Source organism: Haliscomenobacter sp. (assembly GCF_041740695.1).
In the GTDB taxonomy this organism is placed as follows: Bacteria; Bacteroidota; Bacteroidia; order Chitinophagales; family Saprospiraceae; genus Haliscomenobacter.
Genome location: NZ_JBGSLK010000015.1, coordinates 60,020 through 86,669 on the forward strand (window position 1 = coordinate 60,020; position 26,650 = coordinate 86,669).

At 47.5% G+C, this 26,650-nt stretch carries 29 protein-coding genes and 1 pseudogene; 15 read left to right on the top strand and 15 right to left on the bottom strand.

What is annotated here, in order from left to right; translation table 11 throughout:
- The first annotated feature begins 41 nt into the window (after positions 1-41).
- A complete protein-coding gene (locus ACEW9O_RS02400; RefSeq protein ID WP_373548522.1) occupies positions 42-2,072 on the top strand; it encodes a T9SS type A sorting domain-containing protein in 2,031 nt (676 codons plus the stop codon).
- A gap of 176 nt (positions 2,073-2,248) precedes the next feature.
- Here ACEW9O_RS02400 and ACEW9O_RS02405 read toward each other — a convergent pair whose 3' ends face one another.
- The 6 genes from ACEW9O_RS02405 to ACEW9O_RS02430 all read right to left on the bottom strand — a co-directional run bounded on the left by ACEW9O_RS02405 (position 2,249) and on the right by ACEW9O_RS02430 (position 7,339).
- The gene (locus tag ACEW9O_RS02405) at positions 2,249-3,676 is read right to left on the bottom strand and encodes an aldehyde dehydrogenase family protein (protein ID WP_373548523.1); all 1,428 of its coding nucleotides are present in this window, start codon (positions 3,674-3,676) and stop codon (positions 2,249-2,251) included.
- Positions 3,677-3,742: 66 nt separating this feature from the next.
- The gene (locus ACEW9O_RS02410) at positions 3,743-4,261 is read right to left on the bottom strand and encodes a DOMON domain-containing protein (protein ID WP_373548524.1); all 519 of its coding nucleotides are present in this window, start codon (positions 4,259-4,261) and stop codon (positions 3,743-3,745) included.
- Positions 4,258-4,647, bottom strand: coding sequence for a nuclear transport factor 2 family protein (locus ACEW9O_RS02415; RefSeq protein WP_373548525.1), 390 nt, complete (start codon positions 4,645-4,647; stop codon positions 4,258-4,260). The genes ACEW9O_RS02410 and ACEW9O_RS02415 overlap by 4 nt, the downstream gene beginning before the upstream one ends.
- A gap of 145 nt (positions 4,648-4,792) precedes the next feature.
- Positions 4,793-5,236 (bottom strand): MarR family winged helix-turn-helix transcriptional regulator, encoded by a 444-nt coding sequence (locus tag ACEW9O_RS02420; RefSeq protein ID WP_373548526.1) that lies wholly within the window; start codon positions 5,234-5,236, stop codon positions 4,793-4,795.
- A gap of 143 nt (positions 5,237-5,379) precedes the next feature.
- Positions 5,380-6,198, bottom strand: coding sequence for an SDR family NAD(P)-dependent oxidoreductase (locus ACEW9O_RS02425; protein WP_373548527.1), 819 nt, complete (start codon positions 6,196-6,198; stop codon positions 5,380-5,382).
- Positions 6,199-6,328: 130 nt separating this feature from the next.
- A complete protein-coding gene (locus ACEW9O_RS02430; protein ID WP_373548528.1) occupies positions 6,329-7,339 on the bottom strand; it encodes a hypothetical protein in 1,011 nt (336 codons plus the stop codon).
- A 390-nt stretch (positions 7,340-7,729) separates the two neighbouring features.
- Between ACEW9O_RS02430 and ACEW9O_RS02435 the strand changes: the two genes are divergently transcribed.
- From ACEW9O_RS02435 to ACEW9O_RS02465, 7 genes and pseudogenes are all read left to right on the top strand, one after another.
- Positions 7,730-8,569, top strand: coding sequence for an MBL fold metallo-hydrolase (locus tag ACEW9O_RS02435; RefSeq protein WP_373548529.1), 840 nt, complete (start codon positions 7,730-7,732; stop codon positions 8,567-8,569).
- Positions 8,570-8,668: 99 nt separating this feature from the next.
- Complete coding sequence (locus ACEW9O_RS02440; RefSeq protein WP_373548530.1) at positions 8,669-9,055, top strand: hypothetical protein; 387 nt, start codon at positions 8,669-8,671, stop codon at positions 9,053-9,055.
- 43 nt (positions 9,056-9,098) lie between these two features.
- The gene (gene scpB / locus ACEW9O_RS02445) at positions 9,099-9,701 is read left to right on the top strand and encodes an SMC-Scp complex subunit ScpB (RefSeq protein ID WP_373548531.1); all 603 of its coding nucleotides are present in this window, start codon (positions 9,099-9,101) and stop codon (positions 9,699-9,701) included.
- A 5-nt stretch (positions 9,702-9,706) separates the two neighbouring features.
- Positions 9,707-10,216, top strand: a complete 510-nt coding sequence (locus ACEW9O_RS02450) for a DUF2480 family protein (protein WP_373548532.1) — start codon at positions 9,707-9,709, stop codon at positions 10,214-10,216.
- A 55-nt stretch (positions 10,217-10,271) separates the two neighbouring features.
- Entirely contained in the window at positions 10,272-11,177 is a 906-nt protein-coding gene (locus ACEW9O_RS02455; RefSeq protein ID WP_373548533.1) for a lytic transglycosylase domain-containing protein, read from the top strand.
- Positions 11,178-11,236: 59 nt separating this feature from the next.
- Positions 11,237-12,256, top strand: a pseudogene (locus tag ACEW9O_RS02460) (family 43 glycosylhydrolase); the annotation flags it as partial.
- Positions 12,242-13,210, top strand: a complete 969-nt coding sequence (locus ACEW9O_RS02465; RefSeq protein ID WP_373548550.1) for a glycoside hydrolase family 43 protein — start codon at positions 12,242-12,244, stop codon at positions 13,208-13,210. The pseudogene ACEW9O_RS02460 and the gene ACEW9O_RS02465, both read left to right, overlap by 15 nt.
- Before the next feature lie 50 nt (positions 13,211-13,260).
- On the opposite strand, the gene ACEW9O_RS02470 is transcribed toward ACEW9O_RS02465, so the two are convergent.
- Positions 13,261-16,041, bottom strand: a complete 2,781-nt coding sequence (locus tag ACEW9O_RS02470; protein WP_373548534.1) for a trypsin-like peptidase domain-containing protein — start codon at positions 16,039-16,041, stop codon at positions 13,261-13,263.
- A 325-nt stretch (positions 16,042-16,366) separates the two neighbouring features.
- Between ACEW9O_RS02470 and ACEW9O_RS02475 the strand changes: the two genes are divergently transcribed.
- Complete coding sequence (locus ACEW9O_RS02475; RefSeq protein ID WP_373548535.1) at positions 16,367-16,894, top strand: peptidylprolyl isomerase; 528 nt, start codon at positions 16,367-16,369, stop codon at positions 16,892-16,894.
- Positions 16,895-16,902: 8 nt separating this feature from the next.
- A complete protein-coding gene (locus ACEW9O_RS02480) occupies positions 16,903-18,468 on the top strand; it encodes an AAA family ATPase (RefSeq protein WP_373548536.1) in 1,566 nt (521 codons plus the stop codon).
- Between the two features lie 15 nt (positions 18,469-18,483).
- Here the strand turns inward: ACEW9O_RS02480 and ACEW9O_RS02485 are convergent, their stop codons facing one another.
- From ACEW9O_RS02485 to ACEW9O_RS02500, 4 genes are all read right to left on the bottom strand, one after another.
- The gene (locus tag ACEW9O_RS02485; RefSeq protein ID WP_373548537.1) at positions 18,484-18,747 is read right to left on the bottom strand and encodes a hypothetical protein; all 264 of its coding nucleotides are present in this window, start codon (positions 18,745-18,747) and stop codon (positions 18,484-18,486) included.
- The gene (locus ACEW9O_RS02490; protein WP_373548538.1) at positions 18,747-19,100 is read right to left on the bottom strand and encodes a nucleotidyl transferase AbiEii/AbiGii toxin family protein; all 354 of its coding nucleotides are present in this window, start codon (positions 19,098-19,100) and stop codon (positions 18,747-18,749) included. Before ACEW9O_RS02490 ends, ACEW9O_RS02485 begins: the two co-directional genes overlap by 1 nt.
- Positions 19,055-19,363: a hypothetical protein gene (locus ACEW9O_RS02495; protein WP_373548539.1), complete on the bottom strand. Its 309-nt coding sequence runs from the start codon at positions 19,361-19,363 to the stop codon at positions 19,055-19,057. Before ACEW9O_RS02495 ends, ACEW9O_RS02490 begins: the two co-directional genes overlap by 46 nt.
- A 79-nt stretch (positions 19,364-19,442) precedes the next feature.
- The gene (locus ACEW9O_RS02500; protein ID WP_373548540.1) at positions 19,443-20,072 is read right to left on the bottom strand and encodes an ankyrin repeat domain-containing protein; all 630 of its coding nucleotides are present in this window, start codon (positions 20,070-20,072) and stop codon (positions 19,443-19,445) included.
- 138 nt (positions 20,073-20,210) lie between these two features.
- Here ACEW9O_RS02500 and ACEW9O_RS02505 point away from each other — a divergent pair, with 138 nt between their 5' ends.
- From ACEW9O_RS02505 to ACEW9O_RS02515, 3 genes are read left to right on the top strand one after another with little or no spacing between them, the layout of a single operon-like run.
- Positions 20,211-21,818: a VWA domain-containing protein gene (locus ACEW9O_RS02505; RefSeq protein ID WP_373548541.1), complete on the top strand. Its 1,608-nt coding sequence runs from the start codon at positions 20,211-20,213 to the stop codon at positions 21,816-21,818.
- A 50-nt stretch (positions 21,819-21,868) separates the two neighbouring features.
- Positions 21,869-22,264, top strand: a complete 396-nt coding sequence (locus tag ACEW9O_RS02510; protein WP_373548542.1) for a hypothetical protein — start codon at positions 21,869-21,871, stop codon at positions 22,262-22,264.
- 52 nt (positions 22,265-22,316) lie between these two features.
- Positions 22,317-22,664: a LytR/AlgR family response regulator transcription factor gene (locus ACEW9O_RS02515; protein ID WP_373548543.1), complete on the top strand. Its 348-nt coding sequence runs from the start codon at positions 22,317-22,319 to the stop codon at positions 22,662-22,664.
- A gap of 29 nt (positions 22,665-22,693) precedes the next feature.
- On the opposite strand, the gene ACEW9O_RS02520 is transcribed toward ACEW9O_RS02515, so the two are convergent.
- From ACEW9O_RS02520 to ACEW9O_RS02535, 4 genes are read right to left on the bottom strand one after another with little or no spacing between them, the layout of a single operon-like run.
- Positions 22,694-23,341, bottom strand: a complete 648-nt coding sequence (locus tag ACEW9O_RS02520; protein WP_373548544.1) for a protein-L-isoaspartate(D-aspartate) O-methyltransferase — start codon at positions 23,339-23,341, stop codon at positions 22,694-22,696.
- A 2-nt stretch (positions 23,342-23,343) separates the two neighbouring features.
- A complete protein-coding gene (locus ACEW9O_RS02525) occupies positions 23,344-23,622 on the bottom strand; it encodes a GNAT family N-acetyltransferase (protein ID WP_373548545.1) in 279 nt (92 codons plus the stop codon).
- A gap of 35 nt (positions 23,623-23,657) precedes the next feature.
- Positions 23,658-23,795, bottom strand: coding sequence for a hypothetical protein (locus tag ACEW9O_RS02530; protein WP_373548546.1), 138 nt, complete (start codon positions 23,793-23,795; stop codon positions 23,658-23,660).
- A 38-nt stretch (positions 23,796-23,833) separates the two neighbouring features.
- Positions 23,834-24,196 (bottom strand): diacylglycerol kinase family protein, encoded by a 363-nt coding sequence (locus ACEW9O_RS02535; RefSeq protein ID WP_373548547.1) that lies wholly within the window; start codon positions 24,194-24,196, stop codon positions 23,834-23,836.
- Between the two features lie 128 nt (positions 24,197-24,324).
- Between ACEW9O_RS02535 and ACEW9O_RS02540 the strand changes: the two genes are divergently transcribed.
- Together ACEW9O_RS02540 and ACEW9O_RS02545 are read left to right on the top strand one after the other, a co-directional pair.
- Entirely contained in the window at positions 24,325-25,533 is a 1,209-nt protein-coding gene (locus ACEW9O_RS02540) for a Gfo/Idh/MocA family protein (protein ID WP_373548548.1), read from the top strand.
- A 73-nt stretch (positions 25,534-25,606) separates the two neighbouring features.
- Positions 25,607-26,509, top strand: coding sequence for an ROK family protein (locus ACEW9O_RS02545; protein WP_373548549.1), 903 nt, complete (start codon positions 25,607-25,609; stop codon positions 26,507-26,509).
- Positions 26,510-26,650 lie beyond the last annotated feature (141 nt).

Sequence of the window (26,650 nt, forward strand, 5' to 3'; positions counted from 1 at the left end):
CGCATCCCTCCGCAACAATACTAATCACCAAATTCGATAAGATGCGGAACAAACTATTTACCCTCTTCACCTTTGCGTGCTTCCTGTTTAGCCTCAGTTGGCTGAGCGCCCAAACCATTCGTGAAATTGAAATTGACCCGGCGCAACCCGTTGCAGGTCAAGCTTTCACCGTTAAGCTAAAAGGAGATTTCCCCAATTCCTGTTACAGCCTGAGCTATCAGGGGGCAACAGTTTCGGCGGGCAACAACCTCAATCTCTATTTCAATGTGATCCAGAGTGCCGGACCTTGTGCACAGGTGATCACCCCCTTTACCTTCACCCGTACTTTTCAGGGATTGAATCATCCTGGAAATTATTGCTTGAAGTTTTATGGTGGCCTGAATGTCAACACCACGGATAGCCAATGTTTCCTGGTAAAGCCTGCGCCAGCAAACGGCACCATTTGTGACATCAACATTCCCAAGATTTTCTGCGGCAGCAACATCAGCGCCAACAATAATCTGGAGCCTAACCGTCTCACTTTGTACAATTGCTCCGGCTACGAATCTGACTTGTACAGTGGTGAAAAAGTCTATCGTCTGGAGGTCAGCGAATACACGGAAGTTCGCCTGGACATGAAAATCCTGGACAACTGGATCGACCTTGACATGTTCTTGATCAGAGATGTTTGTGATCCTCAACACCCTTATTACAAGGTAGACAAAAAGGATTGTATCGCCCAGGCCTGGATTCCACAGGATAACCACAAAGAGAGAAAAATCGTCGCTAAACTGGAGGCGGGAACCTACCTAGTGGTCATTGACGGCGAAACAAATTATGACCGGGGTCGCTTTACCCTGAACGTAGATTGTGGCTTCCACGACCTCTGCGGCAAAGCTGTTTCGGTCAAATGTGGTGAAAAACTACAAAATCAAAGCACCATTGGTGGCCGCAACGACGTGTGGCGTTACACCTGTGGTACCGGGGTATTCGATTCAGAAGGCAACGACCGGGTGTACAAAATCAAATTGGACAAAGCGACCAAGTTGTTTGTAGAAATGAACATCCTCACCCCTGGTCAGGATCTAAATTTGACGTTGGTTAAAGGAGAAATATGCACGGATGTAAACCGGACCATCAATACCGTTGAAGCACCATTTTGTTTGGGTAGAAGCCCTGAATCTAGCACGGGAGGCAATCGCCGCACTATCCTCGAGGATTTGCCTGCTGGCACCTATTATGTAGTGGTGGACGCCCGCATGGCGATGACGCAGGGCAATTTCCACATCAGTTTCAATTGCGATCCCGTACCTTGCAACCTGAGTGTAGTGCCCAGTGTGTTGGACTTTACCGGCAATGGCGCGCCTCAAACCCTGACCATCAAAGCCTCCAAAGCCTGGAGCAGCGAACCAACGAAGAGTTGGGTGGAGCTTTCCCCTCGGACTGGAACTGGCAATGGCAGCACCAAAGTAAGTGTGATTCGTAAGGACGACCCCGGCAGTCGCCAGGAAATCCTCACCTTCACGTGTGGCAGTGAAACCCAAACGGTATTGCTCACCCAAGGCGGAGCTTGTTCCAAACCCAATGCAAACTTCAGCGTGAGCAAAAGTGGTAGCCGGATAATTGTGACCGCACAAGCGCAAGATAGTGCTACCTACACCTGGGATTTTGGCAGTGGCCTAGTTACCAGCGGGTCAGTAGATACCGTAAATTTACCCAATGGCCCGCAGCGCATTTGTTTGACCGTGACCAGTCCTTGTGGTACAGGAAGCACCTGCCAATTGGTAAAAGTTTTTGGGTTTACCAGCGCGGAAATCGCTACAATCGAGCAACCTACCCTGCTGCAACCCCGTTTGTATCCCAACCCAAGCCGGGGAGAAACTTTCCTGGAATACGAATCAACCCAGGTTGGTCAAGCGCTGATTCAGGTATTTGACCTGAGTGGCCGCGAAGTCAGCAAAAGTTTGTCTGTTCAAATGGTGCAAGGCATCAACCAAAACAAACTTTCGGTAGATCATCTGCAAAAAGGGGTGTATCTGGTCAGGGTAAAACTGCCGGAGTTGAGTTGGACGGAGAAGTTGCTGGTGGAATAAAGTGAAGAGTGAAGAGTGAAGAGTGAAGAGTGAAAAGCAGGTACACCAGTTGTTTTTCAACTGTTTTATGCGATTTATTTGCATAAAAGTTTGGATTGGAGAAGGAAGTGCATTTTTTTCACTTTTCACTTTTCACTTTTCACTTTTTTCACTTTTCACTTTTCACTTTTCACTTTCTACAGCAATCGTTTCTGCACGAATGCCATCAATGCCTTCACCCTTGGCGTATAAGGAGGGAACAACACACTCAGCGTCCCAAAATTCCGTTTCACCACGGCCCGCTCATTCGAAAAAGCCACAAAGCCGTGAAAGCCCATGTATTTACCAATCCCACTGTTGTTCACCCCACCAACGGGTAAATTCGGGTTGCCAAAACCCAACATGTAGTCATTGATCACCGTACCACCCGCCGAAGTATTGGCCATGATGTAGTTGATGAAGCGGCGGTTCCGGGCGCCGATGTACAAGGAGAGTGGTTTTGGCCGTTTGCGGATGATTTTGACGACCTCCTCGGGGCTCGAAAAGGGCAAAACGGGCAGAATTGGCCCGAATATTTCTTCCTCCATGATCGACATGTCATCGCTGATGTTGCCGAGTAAGGTCGGTGGTACAAACAGTTCGGCCTCGTTCCAGGTACCTCCTAGCAACTCCACCGCTCCTTTGCTGATGGCATCATCATACAAGCGCCGCAAACGCTGGTAATGCCGCTGGTTGACAATCCGACAATAATCAGGATTGTTGATCAGGGTAGCTGGATCGGTATACAGGCGCTTCAGCGATTTTTCAAAAGCAGTTACAAAGGCATCCATTTGGGTGGCGTGCACTAGGGCATAATCAGGCGCGATGCAGGTTTGGCCATTGTTGAGGCATTTGCCCCAGGCCAGGTTGTAGCTCAAAGTATCAATGGCAGCGGATTCGTCCAGAATGGCCGGAGATTTTCCGCCCAATTCCAGGGTCACTGAAGCCAGATTTTTGGCCGCGGCAGCCATCACAATTTTGCCAATCTGCGGACTTCCAGTAAAAAAGATATGGTCAAAGGGCAGTTCCAACAAAGCCGTAGCCAAACTTGCATCCCCTTCCAACAGTGCTACTTCTTCCTCTGGAAATAGCTTTTTGATGGCTTGCGCCATAAAAGCAGCCGTATGAGGCGTCAATTCCGAGGGTTTGATGATGGCAGTATTCCCGGCGGCGATCGCATAAACCAGCGGGGAAAAAGTAAGATTGAATGGGTAATTCCAGGGGGAAATGATCAGGCTCACCCCTTTGGCTTCATACTCGATGTAAGAAGTAGTACCCAATAAAGTAAGCGGAGTAGGTACTTTGTGGGGGCGCATCCAACGGCGCAACTCGCGTCGGGCGTGTAGGGCATGGCTTTTTACAACGGAGATTTCGGACAACATCACCTCTACTTCAGCCTTCCGGAAATCTTGATACAGGGCGTCTTTTAGCCCTTGCATTTCCTGTTCGTCGTCCATAAAACGGATGAGGCGATTCAGGCGGTCGATGCGCTCGGCAGCGCTGGAGTTGGCTAACGATGGAGCGAATTGCTGTTGTTTTTCAAAAAGGGCTTGGAGATTTATCTTGCTCGCTGTTGTTGTTTCCATGGATGGTTTGGTATTGATTAGTGCCACTAAAATACCCAAGTTTAACCATTATTTTGCACTTACTGCTTATAGTTTGATTTTAAGATGTTGGCGCATTCTGCTGTGGTGTTGCAAATCATCTTCCATGCTAAAAGCACAGATCAGGTAAATTGCTTGTCCAGGCAGAAGTGAATAATGGAAACGATCAACTGCATTTACAGGGATTGAAAAGCGGATATGGGTGCTCTGATCGTTTGTTTCTGCCAATATCAATTTGACCACTTCGGCGCCACCTAAAGCCTTTACTGTCTGGTGTTGGCCTGGTCCAATTACAAAACGTTCGGATAGGTAAGTTTTTCCCCGATCGACCCCCGCCATGATTAGGCTAGCCTTACTAATGTCGTCAGTGACATTGAAACCTATACCAACCCAACCAATATCCGGAGCAGTGGCATCTATGATTAGTTGCTCAGCTTGATAGTGCCATTGCACCACCATACCTCCTACTTCAACCTTTTGCATGCTTGTTTCTTGCTTTAGAGGTGCTTTACAGCCAACCCAAAACAGGTTGGCTGCAAGCCAGAATAAGAGAGAGGAATAGTTCATGATTTTGGTTTTGCTGTAGCCGCATCATTAATGAGCCACCATTTGCCCTTGGTATCCTGAACCAGAGATAGAAAATTGTTGAATACCAGTTGTGCACTTTCCATGTGTACCTGGACCTGGGCCGTATGGCCCAAAGAAGCAGCATGGACAATCTGGTAACTGCGGGGGCTTCCACCAATTTTTCCATCCTGAACAAGTTTCAGGTAAACTTCGCGGGGGATTACCGTTACATTCTCCTGGCCCATAAACTGGTTAATCGTACTGCGATACTCCGGGTGTAATACAGATTCGAGCAGGGTAATATCCTGCCGATCTCCTGCCTTGATAAAGGCCTCTACTGCCTCAGCAATGGCCGAATCCAATTTGTCTGCATTGGTACTGGTCATGGTGTTAAGGGTTGATGTTGTTTGTTGGCCGCAACACAGAAAGGTGCTCAAGCCAATTAAAACAGTGAAAGAAATGTTGTGTCTCATTTTCATTATTTTATTGTTTTATCAAAAATTGATATATCAATTAAATGACCAAAAAAAATCACCTTAAATTGGTTTTGATTTTTTCAAGAATTGTACGCAATACAATGATCTCAGCATCTGACACATTGTTCAAAGCCTTTTCTCGAATCGAAATCACCAAAGGAATTAATCGCTGAATGTATTCAGTGCCTTTAGGCGTCATCAATAAGTCGAATTTCCGTCGATCTGTCTCATTCATTTTGCGAAATAGGAGTTCTTTCTTAACCAGAATATCCAATATTCGAGTTAGCGAAGCCCCGTCTTTGCTGAGCATTTCTGCGATCTCGGTTTGGCTGACCTGTTCCTGGGCATCATAGACCCGCTTCAGGACCAACCATTGATCGACGGTCAAGTCAAATCCCGCTTCATGAAAGGCCTGATTGGAATAATTGCGCAACCTCCTCATAGACTGATCCATGGAAAAAAACACCACATCCTTTAATTCCTGATCAGAAATGAACATGTTAATTAAGTATAAGTTGAGGCGACAAAGGTAAGTTTATTTAGTTGATATATCAAGTGTTTTTTTGAAAAAATATCCATGCACCAAAAGAATTTTCATCCAATGCTCAAAATCAATGGGTAAAGCAACAGAAACTTGAGGTGTTACTTAAATTTTTCAATATCGTAGCCCTTCATGATGGTATCTTCATACTTGCCTGGCAGCAGGCGGGCAATGCTGTCCATGTAGCGAGCGTCCTTGCCAATCAATACCCGTTTTTCCTTGCGCTCAATGCCCATGATGATGCGTTTGGCGGCGGCGGCGGCGCTGGTTTTGGCCATGCGATCGAAAATGTCTGAAAATTTATCGAGCCGTGCGGTGTGTTGAGTCTCAATGTTGCGGATGATGTTGGTTTTAATGCCCCCAGGGTGTACGCAGGTTACGCTTACGCTTGTTTTGGCCAGTTCCTGGCGCAGCACTTCGGTAAATCCGCGCACTGCAAACTTAGCAGTTACGTAAGCGCCTTGATCGGGGTAGGCGGCAATGCCAAAAATGCTGGACACATTGACCAGCGCAGCTTCTGGTCTTTCCTTCAAAAAAGGGATAAAGGCTTTGGATCCATAAATCACGCCCCACATGTTGATGTTGATCACTTTTTCAAATAGCTCGTAGGAGGTGCTTTCGATTTTTTGCTGCAAAAGGGAAATCCCCGCGTTGTTGATGACAATGTCAACCCCACCGAAGCGGTTCACTGTTTCCTGGGCGAAATGGTAGATTTCGGTTCGATCGGCCACACTAAAAGCGCGACCAGCTACCGTACCGCCCTGTTTTTCAACAAGCTGAACGGTTTCTTGCAGGGTTTCTTCGTTCCAATCATTGAGCACAACACTTGCTCCAGCAGCGGCAAGCTGAACCGCCAATTCCCGGCCCATCCCCGAACCTGCTCCAGTGATGACGGCCACTTTTTTAGTAAAATCTTTCACGCGCGATCTGGTTTTGGGGTATGAATGGGCGCTGCAAGAGAGCACACCATCTATACACTAACATGACTTGTCAATATTAGTTTTTTTTGGAGGAATTTTGAGGTGCTTGAACCAGATTTTTAAAAATTATTTATGGTCTGCGCAAAGGTTGCTTTAAAGATTCATAAAAAGATTCAAGATAATTTACCGCATCGTTACGTCCGGCAGCGCTCAAGGCCTTAAACCCTTTGATGTGGTCAATCATGGCCTGGCGTTTGGACTCAAAAAGCGCCTTTGTAGAGGCTATTTCGGTGTCACTTTGGGTCAAACTTAGAAAAATGCGCTCGCGAATGCTGGTGAGTTTATAATCGGCATTGGGCAAAGCGTAACTGGCATTGACAAATCCCGAAAAGTCAAAATCATATGGGACGATGGCGGCCTTACTCCCGTCTTTAAACTTCAACATTTTTACGTTGCGCACCATTTGGATGGACCAGTCTGTATTGCCGATCATGTATTCAAACATACAAGCCGCATTGACTTGCTCCATGTTGAGGCTGTCTTTAGGGGTGGAAAAACAATCGTCACATAGTTTGGCACCATAACGTTTGGCCATACTAGCCTCGTCTTCCATGAGGATGCCCCAACCGCTAGATTTCATCCTAGTTTTGCTGTCGCGGTATTTGATTTCGACCAGATGCACCTTTAATGCATAAGGGCTGATCATTTGATAAAGTTTGTACGCCAGGTATTCCCGCATCAAAAACTCCTTGCCTTCGTAGCCTTCCACACAGTGGGTGATGAGTTTGAGTTCATCATCTTTGGCCAAGCCTGCTTTTTGCAAATCACCTTTGTTAAAATTGAGTTTGAGTGGTGGTAGCACACAGATGCGGCGGCGGAATTTTCCTCGGGAACGCAGTTTGACTTCCCATTTTTGGACTTTACCCCCAGCGTCTGTAAAAGTTATGCTGGCGGGTTGGTATTCATTGGTCTTTTTTTGATCTTTGAGCAAAGTCATGTCCGTACTCAACTCCATTTCAAGCGCATCGCCAAGGGCCATGAAGTCAAAAATGGTTTTGGTAGAGTCATTTTTTTGGGCATACAACACACTGAATCCAAGGATTAGCGTGCTGAAAAAGAGAAGTAATCGTTTGGTCAACATGGGCTGCTGGATATTTCTTAGATCGTAAAGATGCAAAAAAGACCAGACATTTTTTTTTGCCTGGTCAAAATTAATTTAGCGGCCCAATTGAGTATCGTCGGTAATGACGATGCAGCAGTTGGTTTGGGTCAGAAAATTGTGGTTCGTAGTTAAAGGGTAAAATTGCTCCATGATAGTGGGTTTTGTGTGCCGTGAAATAATAACCCTAGCCTACTTGGTGCTTTTACCCTGTATGGACTTAGTGAAACAAAAATACAAGGATTGCCAGGTAGATGCACTACCACTAAAACTGTACTTGTTCCAACCCAGATTGACGCGAAGAAAGGAAATATTTTTATTTAACAAATTGGATAGCAACATTTTGAACGCTTGTCAAAAATAGGTTCTATTATGCTAAAGGTCGCATTGCGCAAAAATGAGTCACTATGGGCAGAGGTACTGCAACAATCAACCGATGCCCGGCAATTTCAATTGTGGTGGTTGGGTCAAAGTGGTTTTTTGTTGCAATGGCAGGGCAAACGGGTACTTTTTGACCCCTACCTTTCCGACTCCCTTACCCGGAAATATGCCCATACCAACAAACCACATGTGCGCATCAGTGAACGAGTCATTGACCCCGCGCTGCTGCAAGGCATCGACATCCTTAGCTCCAGCCACAACCATACCGATCATTTGGATGCGGAGACCTTGCAGCCGCTTTTGGCCAATAACCCCCAAGCCGCTTTTGTTATCCCGGAAGCCAACCGGGATTTTGTGGTGGAAAGGGTGGGCTGTGCTCGGGATTTACCCTTAGGTTTGAATGATGGCCAAAGTCTACAACTGGAGCCATTCACCCTACATGGAGTGCCTGCTGCACACAATGAATTGGAAAGGGATGCCCAGGGCAATTGTCGTTTCATGGGCTACGTGCTCGAATTTGGGCCCTGGAAAATTTACCATAGTGGCGATACGCTTTGGTACCCGGGAATAGTGGAAGTGTTAAAACCCTTCCAGGTAGACATTGCCTTATTGCCCATCAATGGCAACGACCCGGCGCGTGGCGTAGCAGGTAATTTGAATGCCCGTGAAGCAGTGGAACTGGGTCTGGCCATTGGGGCTAAATTGGTGATTCCCCATCACTACGACCTATTTGAATTCAATACCGCCGATCCTCAAATATTCGTCGATCTTGCCGAAAAAATGCGGCAGCCTTATAAAGTGCTGGCCTTGGGGGAAGGGATAAAAATTTAACAAACTTAATTTCAAGCCCCTGTTTCACTTTTGCCAGAATTACTTTAAATTGGACCAATGCACAATGCCCCATTTTGATCAGCAAAAACTCATATTCCCATGGCTGAAACTTTTTGGCGTTTCACCAATGACCTCGGACAAGCATACCTCATTGGTCTTTTTCATGGTGACAAAGATGGGCACCTGGTCGTGCATTGTAACTCCAGGGTAGTGTTGATCGATTTTAATGTACAACACTCCAAAGCTTACTCTTTTTTCATCGAAGAAGAACTCTGCGAACTGAAATTGGATCGACAGGATGTCGGGTTTACTTACTCTTGCCAGATCAATGTGGATGCGGATACGCCAAAAAACCGCTGGCGAAAATCTACGGAACAGACCGAAAAAACTTACACCCAACGTGCCTGGTGGATTGCTGGAGGCACCTTTATCTTTCTCATCGTGCTGAGCATCTTACTAAGAAATGTCTTTTTTCCCAGAATCTGAATTATTTTTACGCTTTGATCATTAGCACAAAAAGTTATTGGCCTTGAAGCATTTGGCACAACACATCGAGAGTTTGATTTTTACGGCGGATGCCCCCATTTCATTTACCGACATTCGGGCTTGTTTGGAAGAAACCTTCGGATTGGAATTCCACCAGGAAGAAATAGAAAAGGCGATTCAGGGCTTGATTGAAAAATATCAGGACGAATCCTTTGCTTTTGAGCTGATCGAAATTGCCGAAGGTTACCAATTTTTGACCAAAGGTGCCTATCACAATACCGTTGGCACCCTACTCAAACAAAGAACCCGCAAACGCCTCTCGCGCGCTGCTTTGGAGACCCTAGCTATCGTCGCTTACAAGCAGCCCGTGTCAAAAACCGAGATCGAAAAAATTCGTGGCGTCAATTCTGATTACGCCATCCAGAAACTATTGGAGAAGGAACTTGTTTCTATTGTGGGCCGGAGTGAAGGCCCGGGTAAACCACTTTTATACGGTGCCGGAGACAAGTTTATGAATTATTTTGGGCTAAAAAGCATCAAAGATCTGCCACAGCCCAAAGAATTCAGAGACCCGGAAAACCTCATCGGTGAACCTGAAGACATTGAAGAACTGGCGGAGAATGCCGCTGATCCAATTGAAGAATAAGCAATATGGAAGATTTACTCGTAAACCGCGTGGCCAATAGTGGCTTGATGACTGTAAACCTGGAAGACTTTTTCCCTAATGGCGAAATTGCTCATTTCGATCTGCTTGACTACCTATTCATGGGGTTGATTTTGAAGGAGAAAGATTTTAGGGAAGCACTCAAAAACCATGATTGGACGCAGTACCAAGGCAAGGTTTTATTGGTTTATTGCTCCAATGACTCCATCATTCCGGTTTGGGCTTACATGCTAGTGGCTACTTACGCGGAGGCTTTTGCGAAAGATATTTTCCAGGGCGATGCAGACAATTATTACAAGGCGGCCTTCAATCGATCTTTGAGTCAAATCGACCCTGCTTCTTATGCTGGCCAACGCATCGTCATCAAAGGTTGTAGCGATAAACCAGTACCACCTTCCGCGTACCTGGAATTAACCCGCTTGCTCAAGCCGCACGTACTGAGCATCATGTATGGTGAACCCTGTTCTACCGTGCCCATTTATAAGCGGAAAGCCTAAACTGGCTGAGGCCGCAATTTTTTGTATCTTTGGGCAATATCTATACTTTTCGACTATGCAAAAGGGACTTCGCATTTATGCTGCGGTAGCAGCCGCACTTTTCACCATTGCACTATTGAGTTCTTATAGTGGCTTGCGTTCGGGCAGTAATGGAGGTGACAACGACAGTTTGCCGCAAGTCATCAAAAGTGTCAACCTCGACCGCAAGTTTGATTTTGCGGGTGAAGTAGTGCCTAGCGAAAGTTTCGATGTACGCGAGCGGTTAGAAAAAGAACTGCTGATCAACTCCTATTTGCACGCCAATACCCTGATCAACATCAAGCGTACCGCGCGGTATTTCCCTCTGATCGAAAAAGTACTGGCTGAAAACGACATGCCCAATGATTTGAAATATTTCCCCGTAATCGAAAGCAACCTCAGCAACGCCACTTCTTCGGCCGGAGCTAAGGGGCTCTGGCAGTTCATGAAAAGCTCTGCCGATTATTATGGCCTGGAAGTAAATGAAGAAGTGGACGAACGTTACCACGTGGAAAAATCAACGCGGGCAGGGATCAAATACCTGAAAGACCTCAAAAAGCGCTTTGGCTCCTGGCCCCTGGTTGCGGCAGCCTACAACATGGGCCCAACCCGTCTGGCCAGTGACATGAAACTCCAACGCGCCGAGTCTTATTACGAACTCAACCTGCCTGACGAAACCTTGCGGTATTTCTTTCGCCTCATTGCCGTAAAAGACATTTTTGAAAACCCACAGCAATACGGCTTTTACCTCGACAACGAGAATTACCCACCCTTGGATAATTATAAAATTGTAGAAGTCAAAACACCCATCTTGAGCCTGGGCGACTTTGCCAAAGAGCACAATACCTCCTATCGGATGCTCAAAATCTATAATCCCTGGTTGATTGACTCCAAATTGAGCAATCGGGCCGGAAAGTTGTATGAGATCAAAATCCCCAAGTAAGGAATGGAAAATTTGCACAATGAATATATCTTGCTCCCGCATGAAATATTCATACCGCGATGAAAAAATTCTTTTTGCTTTTACCGCTATTTTTTGCCCTTATTTTCACTGGCATCGCCCAGGAAACCTTTACCAATCCCCTATTGCCTTCTGGTGCCGACCCTTACAGCTTTTACAAAGATGGCTATTACTATTACACCCATACCATGGGCAATAGATTGGGTATTTGGAAAACCAAAAACCTGGCCAACCTTAAAACAGCCGAAGCAAAAATCATTTGGACTCCACCCGCAGGCACTCTGTATTCCAAGGAAATATGGGCTCCAGAGATCCATTTTATCCAAGGCAAGTGGTACATGTACTTTGCCGCTGATGATGGCGACAACAACCATCACCGAATGTATGTCTTGGAAAATGCCTCCCCCGACCCCATGCAAGGCAACTGGGATTTTAAAGGAAAAGTAGCCGACGCCACCGACAAATGGGCCATCGACGGCGATGTTTTTGAACACAATGGCCAACTCTACATGATTTGGTCGGGCTGGGAAGGGGACGTCAACGTGCAGCAAAACATTTACATCGCCAAAATGAAAAACCCCTGGATGATTGAGGGACCAAGGGTCATGCTCTCCGGTTCGGACTTTGACTGGGAAAAACACGGCGATTTACCGGGCAATCCTAGCCATGTCAATGTCAATGAAGGGCCGCAAATTTTGAAACACGACAATAAACTGTTGATCATTTATTCCGCCAGTGGATGTTGGACGGATTTTTACGCATTGGGCATGCTCAGTGCGGATAAAAACGCGGACTTACTCAATGCCAAGAGCTGGGTTAAATCGCCTCAACCCGTTTTTAAAGCTTCCCCCGAAAATGGAGTGTATGCTCCCGGGCACAATTCATTTTTCAAATCACCCGATGGCAAAGAAGATTGGATCTTGTACCATGCGAATGCAAAACCAGGGCAAGGTTGTGGCACTTTTCGTTCGCCGAGAATGCAAAAATTCAGCTGGAATCCGGACGGTACGCCCAACTTTGGCACCCCGGTAAAAGAGCAAGAGGTATTGGCCATACCGGCAGGACAAACCCGCAGCAGGGCGAAGGCTAAATCGCCTAAAAATCCCATTTTTGAAGGCTGGTACGCCGATCCGGAAGGGGTAATTTTGGACAACAAGTACTGGGTATTCCCCACTTTTTCAGCAAAGTACAAAGCCCAGGTTTTTCTGGACGCCTTTTCTTCTAAAGACCTGGTAAACTGGAAAAAACACCCCAAAATTGTCGATACAAGCGCAATCAAATGGGCCCACATGGCCATGTGGGCACCCTCAATTGTGCAAAAAGACAAGCAATATTTCCTGTTTTTTTCAGCAAACGACATTCAAAGCGCCGAAAGAAACAAAGTGAAAGACGATACCATGGGTGGCATTGGCATTGCGGTGGCCAATCAGCCCCAAGGCCCCTACCGTGATTATTTGGGCAAACCACTGATCAATCACTTTTACAATAAAGCTCAGCCCATTGATCAGTTTGTTTTCCAAGACAAAGACCAGCAATACTACATCCTTTACGGTGGTTGGGGGCATTGCAACATTGGAAAACTCAATGCTGATTTTACGGCCTTGACGCCCTTTCCGAATGGCGATTTGGTCAAAGAAATTACACCACAAGGGTATGTGGAAGGACCAACGATGTTTATCCGCAATGGAAAATATTACCTCATGTGGTCGGAAGGCGGCTGGACCAATGGCACCTACAAAGTAGCCTATGCAGTCGGAGATGGGGTGATGGGGCCTTTTGAAAAGATCGGCACGATTTTAACAGCGGATGAAAACATCGCCACCGGGGCCGGGCACCATTCCGTCATCAATGTTCCGAATACCGATGAGTGGTACATGGTTTACCACCGCCGGCCAATCCCTAATTTTGATCGAGATCACCGCGTTGTGTGCATCGACCGCCTTTTTTTTAATGCAGATGGCACGATTAAAGAGGTTAAAATGACTTTTGAAGGGGTGAAGCGGAAGTTGAAATGATGGTTATACGTTTACTAAACTTTTGAAGTTTAGTAAACGTATAACCAAACTTAACGCTGCAAAATCAGCCGCAAGCCAACCGAGGATTGTCGATGCTTCAGCCGAAGTACGTACATCCCAGCGGGGTAACGCGCCAAATCCAGGCTCCAATCCTGGAAAACCTGCCCTGGAATAAACGTTTCCAATAGCTGTCCACTCAAGTTGTACAGCTCCATGCTGGCACCATCTATGGGTGTAGAGAGGTGGAGGTTGACCTTACCTGTACTTGGTACGGGTTCCAGTCCAACATCCAGATTGTTGATTTTTTGCAAATTGCTCTGAAAAACCGTGAAAGCCCGCACTGGTGATGCCACGGTAGCGCATAAATTGATGGCTTTCACCTGCCAAAAATAACGACCGGGAACCAGGTCCTGGGCGCGTTGGTAATCCGTAACTTCCAGATTCGCCACCCAAATCGGGAACTTAAAGAGAGAATCCGAAGCTACTTCCAATTCATAGCGCAAATTAGAACCAGTACCGCTCCAGGACAAGCGGGGGCGCTGATCCAAAGTAACCGCTGAAACGGCTGGTGTATTGAGTACAGGTACGGAAGGGGGTGCAGAGATTTCAAAACTGACCTTTACGCTGTCCCGCAGGGTATTTTGACGGGTGTAAAAAGTGATTTCGTAAGTACCCGGTAAAAGTTGCCGCAAGTTTTTGGCTTTGGCCTGAAACAAGATACCTGCATTGATTTTTGCAGGATCCTCGCTAAAGCTTAAAGTGAGCGGGAAGCGTGGGGAAAGTCGATAACTCAACACAGCTGAACCTTGATAACCATCCGCCGCTTTTAAGGAAAAAACCAGTGAATCGGCTTGGCATCTGGACTGGAAATCGGGCAAAACCGACGCCTGAATGCTGGGAGCAATAGAAAATTCCTGATAGGTATTAGGGATTTGGCTGGTATCACAAAGATTGGTGCCCCATACTTTCCAATAAAAGGTCCCTTTTAAGTCCAAACGTTCGATCTGATAAGTGGTATCAAAGGTGTTGTACCGTGCAACAATGTTTTTAAATCCTGGATCAGTCGACAATAGCACAGAATAACGTTGGACGAAATTTGCTTTGTGCCAGCGCAATTGTACCGGTAAAGGCACCAGATTGTCACCATTTTGAGGTTCCATAGCTTGCACCGAAGCAGGAGTTTGAACAACCTCCAAGAGAATGAAACGCGATAAAGTATCTGCACCAATAATGGCCTGTATTTTGATGGTTTGAAAACCCGAAAGGATAGCCGATTCGTTGCTGATTTCCAGGGTGGTTCTGGTGCCAGTGGTTGGATTGCTGCCAAATCGGGCAGTAAGACCAGTAGGCAAATCCAGTACCCGGAAACGTACGGACAAGGTGTTAGGGTTGTTCACCTGAAGGTTCCAGGTCGCTTTTCCGATGCCACAAACTCGGCGAATTTCCTGATCAATGTTGATGTTGTTGCCACATTGGTATTGCCAGCGGCCGGACATTTCGGTGAGTGAGCTGCGATCGGGGTCGAGCCATTCGCGTAGGCGGTTGGTTTGGCTGGTGCCTGCGTCCCAGGAAGCATCGAAGCTGCCAAAGGAGTCGTAACCCGTATTGCCACAAAGGGCGGTTCCGCCATGCAGTTGCCCCAATACCTGGCCTTTTAAATTGAACACAGGAGCGCCCGAAGAGCCATCTTCCGTACTGCCAATGTCCCAACGTGGAATGATCAAATGGGAACCATTGGCTACTTGTGTGGAAGCCCCCCAATTGCCGAGATACGTACTCCGGCCTGAATAACTGAATCTTTTTTCCTCACTACCAGCCTGATGGATGGTGACTACGCCATCGCTGGGCGTTTGCATGGTCGCATTCCAACCCGCGAAATAGGCATTGGCATCGGGTACGACCGGATCGTCTAATTCCAAAAGGGTAAAATCAGAGTTGGCATTGGTAGCCCTTTGTACCATACCCGAATTAAAAATGGTGAACGCGCCATCGCCAGGTGAAGCATTGGCGGTGCTGCCGGGTTGACGGCAAAAGCTATTTTGAAAATTCCAGTAGACGACCAGGGATGGGGCATCGGAGGTACGGCTTTGACAGTGGCGGGCGGTAACAAAATAAGGTTTACAGTCTTCCTTGCCGTTGTTGACCAAATAGCCTGTGCAGATTGAAGTACCCCTAATGCTCATTAAACCCACGGCTTGGGCTACATTGCGAAAGTTTTCGATTTGGGGGTAACCATTGTTTTGCCCACACAAGATATCGATATGGCATTCGGAGGAGCGAACGCCCCTCAGGTTCATAAAATCGTGGTTCACATAGCTCAATTGTAAATCCAAGTCTGATTTTTGGCGAGTAGGTAGGGTAACTTCTAAAATTATCTCTTCACTTTCGATGATGGGGCTCCAAAACTCCGCATGGTCTTCATTGTCTGCACTGCGAAATGGCCCTGCTTTTTCAGTCGTTTTGCCATTGATCAAAAACAATTCGGCACCAGTCGGGAGGTAAAAATTGGTAAAGCCCAAATTGAGCGAATGTGCACCTACAGAACGTACACCCAAGCGCCAACGGCTGGTGCCCGGATTTGTTTCTACCCAAACCCCGCTGTTCTCTGGATTGTAATCGACCTCAATCGCTTTGGCAAATTGAGGTGCCCGTCCCATTTGCCGCAAATTTAGCTCCTCCGCCGACAAGGCAGCATTATTTTGTACCGGCATATTCACCCGAGGAACGCGCCCAAACAGGGGATGCTCCCATTGGTCTTTGGTCGGGAATTGCTGAGCTATGAGCAAGGTGCTGGAAAACAGTAAAAAAGCGAAGAGTAAAGTATGCTTCATGGTTAAAGGTTGAGGGAGGTTGAGGGAGGTTGAGAAGGTTGAGGAAAGTTGAGGCTACCGCAGCGTTTTTGACAAAGGACACGTCTACGTCCCTGCGGTAGCCTCAACTTCCCTAAACCTTCTCAACCTAAACCTAAGATTAATGCTTATTGCGCTCCAATTGTTGCTCGATAAGCCCGAACTGTAGGTCGCCTGACAAAAGTAAGTCCTGATTCAACTTTTCCTGTATATTTAAGTTTATTCAGGAACATGTATAAAAGTACAATCTTTTCTTCAAACCCTGGAACGCCGAACCTTGGAACCCTGGAACCTAAAATTGTTACCCATGATCGTGGAAGAACACAACATCGTCACCCTTAGTTATGAATTGCGGGAAGGTGGCCCCGAAGGAGAAATTTTGGAGGTAATGAATGTACATTATCCCTTCAAGTTTTTTTGCGGCGGCGACCAATTGTTGCCCGCATTTGAAGAACATTTGCAAGGGCTTGGCGAAGGCGACGCCTTTGAATTCATCCTCCCACCAGACCTCGCTTACGGCGACCTAGACCAGGACCAGGTACTGGATATTCCACGCGATGTTTTTGAAGAAGAAGATAAGGGTGGCCTGGAAAACCTCCTGATCGAGGGCAATTTCATCATGCTGACCGATGAAGAAGGCGAGCAGTTCAATGGCAAAATTTTGTCCTGGGACAATGATTTGGTTAAAGTGGATTTTAACCATGCCATGGCAGGTAAAACCTTACACTTTAAGGGCGTAGTGCTCAATATCCGCAAAGCCACCGTGGATGAATTGATCCACAAACGAGTGGTTGAAGAAGATGGTGTGCGTGGTTGGGATTGGGGGGTAAATTAAATTTTGGTATGGAACAGGCATTAAGCATCGATACACAATTGCGGCAACGGGTTCAGCAACTCTTGACTGGCCTTTGTCAGGGTTTATACGAGCGGGAAGAGGCCATGAAACTGGCCTTGTTGAGCGCTTTGGCGGGTGAAAGTATCTTTTTGTTGGGCCCTCCGGGAGTGGGCAAAAGTTTGATTGCCCGACGACTCAAGCACGCCTTTCGGGATGGCATTTCCTTCGAATATTTGATGAGCAAATTCAGTACGCCCGACGAAGTGTTTGGTCCGGTTTCCATCAAAAAATTAAAAGAAGAAGACCGCTACGAACGCATCACCGAGCGCTACCTGCCTGGGGCCAATGTCGTTTTTTTGGACGAAATCTGGAAAGCTGGCCCGGCCATCCAAAATGCCCTGCTCACCATCCTCAATGAAAAAATTTACCGCAACGGCGACCAGGATTTGCGGGTGAACATCCGGGGCATCATCACGGCCTCGAATGAATTGCCGCCGCGCAATGCCAGTTTAGACCCCATCTGGGACCGCTTTTTGTTGCGCCTGGAACTGGACAACATCCGCAAGTTCCAGAACTTCGTCAACATGATCGTGGATACCGAGGATGTGTACCAGGTGGATTTACCCGCCGAGCTGCAATTCAGCGAAGTGGAACTCCAACAATTCGACATTGCCATCAACGCCATCGAAGTACCCGCAGAAGTACTCAACAGCATCCAAGTACTCAAACTGCGCATCGACGAACACAATACCCGTACCAACAACCTGGACAATCCCATTCCAATTCACGATCGGCGCTGGAAAAAAATCGTGCGCCTGCTGCGCACCTCCGCCTTCCTGAATGGCCGCAACCGGGTCGATTTGATGGATTGTTTCCTGATGATTCACTGCCTCTGGAGTCGGCCCGAGCAAAAAGAACTGATCGAAGAAATGGTCACCGATGCCATTCGCCGCCACGGTTACAGCATGGCCGTCAACCTGAACCTGCTCAAACGGGAAGTAGAGGATTTTGAAAAAGACGTGAACGATGAAATCCGCGTCAAACACACCGTAGCGGAAGAGCAATTGCTGGTGGTGCAGGATGATTATTACGAGCTGATCAAGGAAGACCAGCAGTTTGAAGGTTTCCTGGTGTCCGTCAAACAGTTTCGACAACTCAACCTCGAAGCCCCACAAGTCGTCAACTTCTACGATGGTAACCGCAACCTGGTCAACCGCCTGCGCGCCAAACAGGGCCTGGGCGAATTTACCATCGAAGTGAGCCACAACGACCGGATATATACCTACGCCCTGCGCACCAAAAAAGGGGAACGCCAGGAAGTCATCTTCAAAAAGCCGCACCCCATTGTGCAAAAATACTGGGAGGAGCGCTTCGAACAAATCCGCAGCTACTTGCGCAAACAGGAAGAAAACCTGCGGAATAACTTGCCCGCAGAATTGGAATTCCTGGAACAAAATTTATTCGTGGAGGCGCGTTATGCTGAAGTGGTGAAGAGTAACCTGCGGGAAGTGCAGGAGGCCTTGCAGAAAGTGGGCTTGCAGTTGGAGAAGGTGCAGTTTAGTTATGGGGGGTAGGGTTAGGCGGGCAATTTATTCGGCCAGAAATGCATTTACTTTTTTTATGACATTATTTTTCATTTCACTCCATGAAGCCTTTAAAATCATTTTAGGGTCAGCATCTAACTCTGCGTCTTCAAAATAGGTTAGGCTTTTAAGAATGTGAAACATATCAATATGAGGAAGTTTTTGTTCAAATAGCTTGACCAATTCCCCTAAACTATACTGCTTTAAAATGAAAAAAAGGTCGACAAAATCTTTTTTGCTACCACGTCTGGCAATGGCTAAAAATTTCATCACGCTATGTTTTCAACTGTAACGAGTCTCACTTGATCCACTTCAATGAAATCTTGAATCAATGGATATGGAAACTTAAGAAAATCAACCTTGATGTTATCCAATTTGAGCTGTAGGAAAGGAGGATTATTGACTAGCACATCTAATTCACCAAATGGTACTAAAGACTGTAGCACCAGAACATCGTCATAGTCTTCTTCTGTAAACAAATCAAGGTCGATGGAAATTCGATGACCTATCTGGAGTGCCAAAGCTGTACCCCCAACCAAATTAAACTGTTGCAATGCTGGTGATTGCATTATTTTTTTTAATAAGGCCAAAGTTGCTGGATGGACTGTGGCTGATTGTAACATCTAAATTGAGTTTTAGGTAAGTCAAAAAAGGTACTACAAAAATTTAGGGTAATTGCATCCAAATACCGAATGTTTACAACTTCTTTTTTGATTCCATCCAAGCCATACAGCTCAATGAGCTTTCGCCAATCCGCGAGGCGTCCACGAGTAAGAACTCGTTCAACAATAAAACGGGCATTTTTTTCAACATCCAGTGTTTCTTCATCAATATCCCAAAAAAGATTAGTGGAAAATTGAAGTGCTATGTTCGCCAAATCTTGCATTTGCGTTAATATTGTAAGGAGTAAGATGAAACAATGTACAAAAAAAACTTGACTTTTCAAATAGATTAGTCAATATGAACTACTCCAACCACCCCTTCAATTCCTCATCCCCATCCCACACCTGTTTCGGCAAATACCCCTCAAAATTCGGCACCGACTTATCCGCCCCAGCCTCCAGCAACATTTTGACAATGGCCTTGTATTGATCCAGATTTTCGCCTTCTGCACTGCGCAAACCATGCACCGCCCAAAACAAGGGCGTCGATTTGAATTCATTGCAAAGCGGATTGATTTCAGCCCCCGCTTCAATCAATTTTTTGACCAGCTCAGGTCGGCCACACCAGGCCGCCCAATGCAAAGCCGTGCCCCCATGGCAGCCCTGGTGCCCAAGATTCGCCCCCGCCTCGATGTACAACAAAGCAACCTGATCCGCGTGTAAACTGGCCGCCGCCACCAGTGGAGTATCTTTCAGTATTTGAGGATCATTGCCATCGACCTTGGCCCCATTTGCCAAAAAAAGCTCCGCCATTTGCTTGCCTTGTTCATCGGAATACAAACCCGAAAAGACGCCGTCACAAATGCGGTGCAGGGGATGCGCCAGTGCGGAGCCCCCATCCTCAAGAGGGATTTTGGTATTGGCCTGGGCAGGATTTTGGGTCAGGGCAGATTGAATACCAGCCAGGTCTACTTCTTTAATCAAGGTGATCATACGCTGTGTTTAATTTTTTCTCAAATAAACAAAAAATACCAACAAGAGTCAATTGTTTGTAGTTTTTGTTGGAAGTTCTTGATTGGAATCAATTAATTTTGGTTTCAACTCTTTTTGGCCCAAATCGTTTATGCAAATATGAATCAGACTCAACTGGAGCAAGAATACGAACGTTTCATCGAATTTGGCAGCATCCTCGACCGCAAGATGCGGCGCTACCTCGTGCAATACCTGCAAAATAAACTCAGCCCGGGCTCTTATAACATTCCCGAACTGAAGGACGAGTATTTTCGCTACTTCCAGGCTGCGCTCGATCAACTGTTTGCCCTGCGCGACCTCCTGCCCATTTGCCAGCGCAACCAGCGCATTTCCCAGCAGGTGGTGCTGGATACCCTGTATTGGCTGCGCAAGAGCTACGATAAAATGCGGCACAAAAACCCTTACCAGGAAGACCTCGACCGCATTGACAATTGGGCGATTACACCGCTGCACCTCTTCGTCAAACGTTGGCCCATTCTGATCACTTACCTGGAAAACCACTACCGCCGCGAGGATTTGGATGCGCAGTTTTACAAACAGCGTTTTCAAACCCTCATTGGCGAAAAAGCCCTGGAAGACATTCCTGCCGATGAACGCCAACGTGTGGAAATCCTCCTGACCGACCTGCTCGCACAATGGGACGCCTTGGTGCAAGCCCGGATACTCGAATACCAAATCTCCAAATTGGGCGAAGAACTAGACAATTACCTCAACCTGCTCGATGCCAAGGTGCAGGAATACCAAAAACTCCTGCAACTGATCAGCCCTTTCTCCGATTACTTGGGCTGGGACATGTCGCGTTCACTTTGGGAAGACAGCTCTTTCGATGTCATCCAACAATACCAGGAATTGCTCGAAGATGAAAAATCCATCCAGGAATTGGCTGATTTGTTGGGCAACCTGCGCGAAGCCGAAATCGAAATGGAGGAGGAAACCTTTGAAAAAACCATCATCCGCCAGGAATGGATCAAGGATGAACTGACCCCAGCCGAGATAACGGGCATCAAAGAAAGTGGCGATTTGAATCACCTGTTGAGTTCGGAAGCGGCGTTGCTGGGTGATGCCAGCACTGAAGACCTCTTTATGCACAAATGGTTGGGCAAAAACCTGCTCACCCTCCAATTTGAAGACCGCCGCCTGCAACCCAGCAACGAAAACTACACCGAAGTCCAGCAACGCATCAAGCAGCGGGAAAAAGGCCCGTTCATCGTGTGTGTGGACACCAGCGAGTCGATGATGGGCCGCCCCGAACAAATCGCCAAAGTGCTCTGCCTAGGCATCCTGAAAATGGCGACCCGCGAGAACCGCCGGGCTTACCTGATTAATTTTTCCATCGGCATCAAAACCCTGGATTTGTACGACATCGCCAACTCGATTGATGCCCTGGCGAAGTTCCTACGCATGTCTTTCCATGGCGGCACCGACATTTCACTGCCCCTTTACGAAGCCATCCGCCAACTCAAAACCCAGGATTACCGCGACGCCGATGTGCTGGTCATCTCCGATTTTATCATGTACCGGGTGGATCAAAAAGTGCTGGAAGAGGTACGTTATTTCCAGCTAAACAACGCCACTCAATTCCACAGCCTTACCTTGTCCAACGATCCGAACACGGAGCTGTTGAGCTATTTTGATACGAATTGGGTGTACGACCCGGCGAAGAAGGGGGTGGTACGTGAAATAGTAAAAACTTTGTACAATCAATGAATCCCTAAATTTCCCAGCGAATTCTAACCCGTTCCCTGGAAGCCTTGCGCATGCCATTCAACTACCACTTTGACATCCGCCCCGAAATCGACCTACAAAACACCGAAATCCCCACCATGCTCTTGCAACCTTTTGTAGAAAACGCCATCTTGCATGGCTTGCGGCCAAGCTCGATCCCCAAAGACCTCCACATCAGCATGTGGCCGGAGGGTGAGTACCGGATGGGCATCTCGATCATCGACAATGGCATTGGCATTGAAGCCGGCGAGACCAGTCATCAGGACAGCCCCCTCAAACGCAGCCACCAAGGCATCAACACTACCCGCAAGCGCATTGAGCTACTGAACATTGGCAAAAAACAAAAAATCACCCTCACCATTGCCGACCGCAGCCAGCTCAAAGCCAACGAAAAGGGAACCTTGGTACAACTGTCGATACCGATATAAACGCAGCCCACACAAACACACACCCACACCACACTCACACCCATTCTTGTGAGTGTGCTGGCCTTCCATTCCCCAGCAACAACCCAAAATTGCTCTACCCGCCAGCGACCGCGTCGATTTTGTAGAACCCGATCAGATTATCCGCTGCCAGTCCGACAATACCTATACCTACGTGTTTTTGGCAGATGGCAGCAAGTTGCTGATCTCCAAAACCCTACGCGAATTTACGACCCTGTTGGCTGAGTATGGTTTTTTGCGTACCCATCAATCGCATCTGGTCAATCGGAAGTACGTCCGCTCCTTGCTCAAACGCGATGGAGATGTACTGTTGTTGACGGATGGGGCGGAGGTGCCAGTGTCCTTGCGGCAGAAAGGAGAGGTATTGGCGGGTTTGAAATAGGTTAAATTCCTGAATTTATAAAAGGCTTTTCACTCATTCAGCCCCCCCACAAACGGTACAAATCGAAACGGCCCCAGCGGCTCGTCCTCAAACAAATTCTCGGCAATGCGCCGCACCCGAACCATCGTCTGCTCCTCCTCCCCTACTGGAATCACCATTACGCCACCAACGCTCAATTGATCCCGCAGTGCATCCGGGATAAAGGGCGCTCCCGCCGTAACGATGATCCGTTCAAAGGGAGCATATTCGGGCATACCTTTGTACCCATCGCGGTAGAACAAGCGGATTTGTGGAAAACCAATGGCGGGCAAAAAAGTCTTCGCCTTTTCGTACAAATCCTTTTGGCGTTCAATGCTGTAAACCCTTCCGCCCAGACTGGCCAGAATGCACGCTTGATAACCCGAGCCCGTGCCTACTTCCAACACCTTTTGGCGTTTTTCTACCTCCAACAATTCGGTCATGTGAGCCACCGTGTAGGGCTGAGAAATGGTTTGATCGTTGCCAATCGGGAAAGCTTTGTCCTGGTAAGCGTGTTCTTCAAAAGCTTTATCCAAAAAATAGTGCCGAGGTAGCATTCCAATTGCTTCCAGCACTTTTTCATTTTTGATGCCTTTTTTGCGCAAACTTTCCACAAGTTGGCGGCGCATCCCTTTATGTCGATAGGTATCCTGTTGCATAGTCAATCTCTCAACATCGGGATATGTGGAATGCCATCTTCCAAATACCCCTCGCCACATTGGACGAAGCCCAACGATCCATAAAATTTTTCCAGGTAAGCCTGCGCGCCAATTTTGATGGCTTGTTGCCCAAATGTAGCGTACAACTGCTCGATGCTGTATTCCATCAATTTGCGACCCCAACCTCCACCCCGCGAGGCTGCCGAAGTCACTACCCGGCCAATGGAAGCGTATTCTGGGTAAGCAATTCCCTTGTCCAGCAAGCGGGTGTAGGCATGCAATTGCCCATCGGTGTCATACCCAAAACAATGGTATGCTATTTGGTCCTTGCATCGGCATCCAAAAAGACGCAGTTTTGTTCCACCACAAAAATCTCCTGCCGCAGCACCATGCTGTCATAGAGTTCTTTCAAACCTAGGTGCTCAAAATGTTTACAGGTAAAATTCAAATTCATATGATCAAAGTAGTGGGGCAAAAATAAGTGCTCATTTTTTATCGCCCTAAAGCTACAATTTTTGGCCCAAAAATACATGCCGCTACCGCGATGGCGGCAAAAGCCATAATCAATACTGCCCCCGCAGCAACATCTTTGGTTTTGCCAGCCAACTCGTGGTAATCGGGCGAAACCAGATCGGTTAAAAACTCCAACGCCGTGTTGAAACCCTCCGCTGCGACCACACTGCCAATCGTCAAGGCCAAAATGGCCCATTCCAGCGCCGATACTTCGAGGTACCATGCCACTACAATTACAAGGGCGCCAGCCAATAAATGAAAGCGGGTATTGGCCTGAGTTTTGATCAACAATGCAATCCCATTAAAGGCGTACTTGAAACTGGCAATGCGTTTTTTTAGCATAACTAAAAATTTATTTGGCAACTGTAGTTACAAACTTAATTTTCTTTGGAATACTGTCGGCTTCTTTCTATTTTCCCGCTCGTAAACACCAAGCACTTAGTCTACCGAAAGTTTGCAACCCTTAATGTATGAACACCCATAAGATCTGCATGCTGGGCACCGGTTTAATCGGTACCTTTTACACCATGACTTTGCACAACCTGCGCGGACGTGATCGCGTCCACGCCATCTATTCCCGCAGTCAGGAACGCGCCGACAAGTTCGCTAAAGAATGGGGAATTCCCAAAACTTATACCAATCTTGCCGCAGCCATTGACGATCCAGATATCAACATCGTGGTGATTGGCCTGCCGAATGATCAACACCTGGAAGCGGTAAAATTGTGCGCAGCAGCGGGCAAAGCGGTACTCTGCACCAAACCCCTCGGTCGCAACGCGGCGGAAGCCAAAGAGATGTTGGACATCGTGGAAAAGGCGGGGGTTTTTCATGGCTACCTCGAAGATCTGGCCTATACCCCCAAAACCTTAAAATCCCTGGCCGCCATCAAAAATGGAGCATTAGGTCGCATCCTTTGGGCTCGTTCTCGCGAAGCACACCCTGGCCCCCACAGCGATTGGTTTTGGAACAAAGAGATGGCTGGCGGTGGTGCCATCGTCGACCTCGGCTGCCATTGCATCGAAATCGCCCGCAATTTTATTGGCAAAGAAGTCCGACCACTGGAAGTGATGTGCTGGGCCGCTACTCAGGTCAAACCCATCGATGCCGAAGACAGCGCCATTGGCCTGGTCAAATACGCCAATGGCGCCATTGGCCAGTTTGAAGTAAGCTGGAACTACCGCGGTGGCATGGATCTCCGCGATGAAGTAGCCGGAACCGAAGGCAACATTCGCCTCGATCACTTCCTGCGCACGGGTTTTGAGTTGTATACTGGCGTAGGCTTGGGCGGTTATGTAGCCGAAAAAGCGGAAAGTGAAACGGGCTGGATGTTCCCGGTAGGTGATGAAGTACATGAATTAGGCTACCCGCACATGTTTGCGGATATGTTTGGTTGCATCGACAATGGAGCCGCGCCCATGGAGTCTTTTTATGATGGTTATATCGTCAATGCCATCATCGATGCCTGTTACAAATCCGCACAAACCAAGCAATGGGAACCCGTACAGCTCGACGTTTGGCGGGGCTCCAACGACATTACCGAAGGTACTCAATACGAGTACTACGATGAGCAGTACTACCTCATCAAAACCGAAATCCTGCCGGATGAACGCAAAAAGATCATCCTGAAGGACAAAAACACTGGTGAAATCACACAGAAAGTAATTGATAAAGCAGAATAATCAATGTTCATCCTCGGCCACTCCCCTACCTGGAATTTGGCTATAGATGATTGATTATTGAAAAAAAACGACCATGTTGGCAATCGGAATGGACCTTGGCGGTACTGCGGTAAAAGCAGTCGTCATCGACCACTATGGAAATGTTCTAAAAACGATGTCTCGACCCCTTGGGCAACACGCAAGCTCCATCGATGAGTGGCAATGGAAAGGGGTCGTAAAATCTGTTGCAGCCGATCTTTTGGAAGAATTTGGTGATAAGATCACTGCGATGGGGATGTCGGCACCCGGCATTTGCAACGAAGAAAATACCGCAATTTATTCCATGCCTGGACGCTTTTATGGGCTGGAAAAATTCATTTGGTCGGATTACCTCGATCACGAAACCTGGATCCTGAACGACGCCCACAGTGCCCTGATGGCCGAGGCGCAGTTTGGCGCAGCCAAAGGTTCTAAACACGTAATTTTGCTCACGCTGGGAACAGGCGTAGGCGGCGGCATCATCATCGATGGGAAATTGCTACAAGGGCGCAACATGATGGCAGGCCACCTGGGTCATATCTCCGTAGATGCGGATAACCCTGATCTCGATATTTTCAACATACCAGGTAGCATCGAAGACCACATCGGCAATGCCACGATTGAAAAACGCACCTACAACCGCTACCAAGCCACCCATGAGCTGGAAGCAGCCTACCGCAAGGGTGATCCAATTGCCACTTACGTTTGGTTGAGTTCAGTGCGCAAGTTGTCGATTGCGATGTGCTCCTTGATCAATGCCCTTTCGCCAGAAGTATTTGTACTCGGCGGCGGCATTGCCCAAGCCGGAGATTCCTTGATGAAACCGCTTGCGGCCTTTATGGAATTGCATGAATGGCGTCCACGCGGTGAAGGTGTTCCGGTGTTGTTGGCGCATCATGGCGAGCATGCTGGAGCGATTGGAGCGGCGGCGTTTGCGATCCGGCAGAGTACGAAATAAAATAAAATATTCGACTCGAGGTAAGTTGACAATCAGAATTTTAAGCAAGAAGTGGTGATTTACCCATTTTTAAGGAGTTAAGAGTGCAGAATACATGACTTAAGACTTTAGAAGTGGGCTACCGCAGCGACTTAGACCTAA

Coding starts and splice junctions, on each gene's coding strand:
- ACEW9O_RS02400 (WP_373548522.1), top strand. CDS start 42: ATGCGGAACAAACTATTTACCCTCTTCACCTTTGCGTGCTTCCTGTTT.
- ACEW9O_RS02405 (WP_373548523.1), bottom strand. CDS start 3,676: ATGGAAACAACAACAGCGAGCAAGATAAATCTCCAAGCCCTTTTTGAA.
- ACEW9O_RS02410 (WP_373548524.1), bottom strand. CDS start 4,261: ATGAACTATTCCTCTCTCTTATTCTGGCTTGCAGCCAACCTGTTTTGG.
- ACEW9O_RS02415 (WP_373548525.1), bottom strand. CDS start 4,647: ATGACCAGTACCAATGCAGACAAATTGGATTCGGCCATTGCTGAGGCA.
- ACEW9O_RS02420 (WP_373548526.1), bottom strand. CDS start 5,236: ATGTTCATTTCTGATCAGGAATTAAAGGATGTGGTGTTTTTTTCCATG.
- ACEW9O_RS02430 (WP_373548528.1), bottom strand. CDS start 7,339: ATGTTGACCAAACGATTACTTCTCTTTTTCAGCACGCTAATCCTTGGA.
- ACEW9O_RS02435 (WP_373548529.1), top strand. CDS start 7,730: ATGCTAAAGGTCGCATTGCGCAAAAATGAGTCACTATGGGCAGAGGTA.
- ACEW9O_RS02440 (WP_373548530.1), top strand. CDS start 8,669: ATGGCTGAAACTTTTTGGCGTTTCACCAATGACCTCGGACAAGCATAC.
- ACEW9O_RS02450 (WP_373548532.1), top strand. CDS start 9,707: ATGGAAGATTTACTCGTAAACCGCGTGGCCAATAGTGGCTTGATGACT.
- ACEW9O_RS02455 (WP_373548533.1), top strand. CDS start 10,272: ATGCAAAAGGGACTTCGCATTTATGCTGCGGTAGCAGCCGCACTTTTC.
- ACEW9O_RS02470 (WP_373548534.1), bottom strand. CDS start 16,041: ATGAAGCATACTTTACTCTTCGCTTTTTTACTGTTTTCCAGCACCTTG.
- ACEW9O_RS02475 (WP_373548535.1), top strand. CDS start 16,367: ATGATCGTGGAAGAACACAACATCGTCACCCTTAGTTATGAATTGCGG.
- ACEW9O_RS02480 (WP_373548536.1), top strand. CDS start 16,903: ATGGAACAGGCATTAAGCATCGATACACAATTGCGGCAACGGGTTCAG.
- ACEW9O_RS02485 (WP_373548537.1), bottom strand. CDS start 18,747: ATGAAATTTTTAGCCATTGCCAGACGTGGTAGCAAAAAAGATTTTGTC.
- ACEW9O_RS02490 (WP_373548538.1), bottom strand. CDS start 19,100: ATGTTACAATCAGCCACAGTCCATCCAGCAACTTTGGCCTTATTAAAA.
- ACEW9O_RS02495 (WP_373548539.1), bottom strand. CDS start 19,363: ATGCAAGATTTGGCGAACATAGCACTTCAATTTTCCACTAATCTTTTT.
- ACEW9O_RS02500 (WP_373548540.1), bottom strand. CDS start 20,072: ATGATCACCTTGATTAAAGAAGTAGACCTGGCTGGTATTCAATCTGCC.
- ACEW9O_RS02505 (WP_373548541.1), top strand. CDS start 20,211: ATGAATCAGACTCAACTGGAGCAAGAATACGAACGTTTCATCGAATTT.
- ACEW9O_RS02510 (WP_373548542.1), top strand. CDS start 21,869: ATGCCATTCAACTACCACTTTGACATCCGCCCCGAAATCGACCTACAA.
- ACEW9O_RS02520 (WP_373548544.1), bottom strand. CDS start 23,341: ATGCAACAGGATACCTATCGACATAAAGGGATGCGCCGCCAACTTGTG.
- ACEW9O_RS02530 (WP_373548546.1), bottom strand. CDS start 23,795: ATGAATTTGAATTTTACCTGTAAACATTTTGAGCACCTAGGTTTGAAA.
- ACEW9O_RS02535 (WP_373548547.1), bottom strand. CDS start 24,196: ATGCTAAAAAAACGCATTGCCAGTTTCAAGTACGCCTTTAATGGGATT.
- ACEW9O_RS02540 (WP_373548548.1), top strand. CDS start 24,325: ATGAACACCCATAAGATCTGCATGCTGGGCACCGGTTTAATCGGTACC.
- ACEW9O_RS02545 (WP_373548549.1), top strand. CDS start 25,607: ATGTTGGCAATCGGAATGGACCTTGGCGGTACTGCGGTAAAAGCAGTC.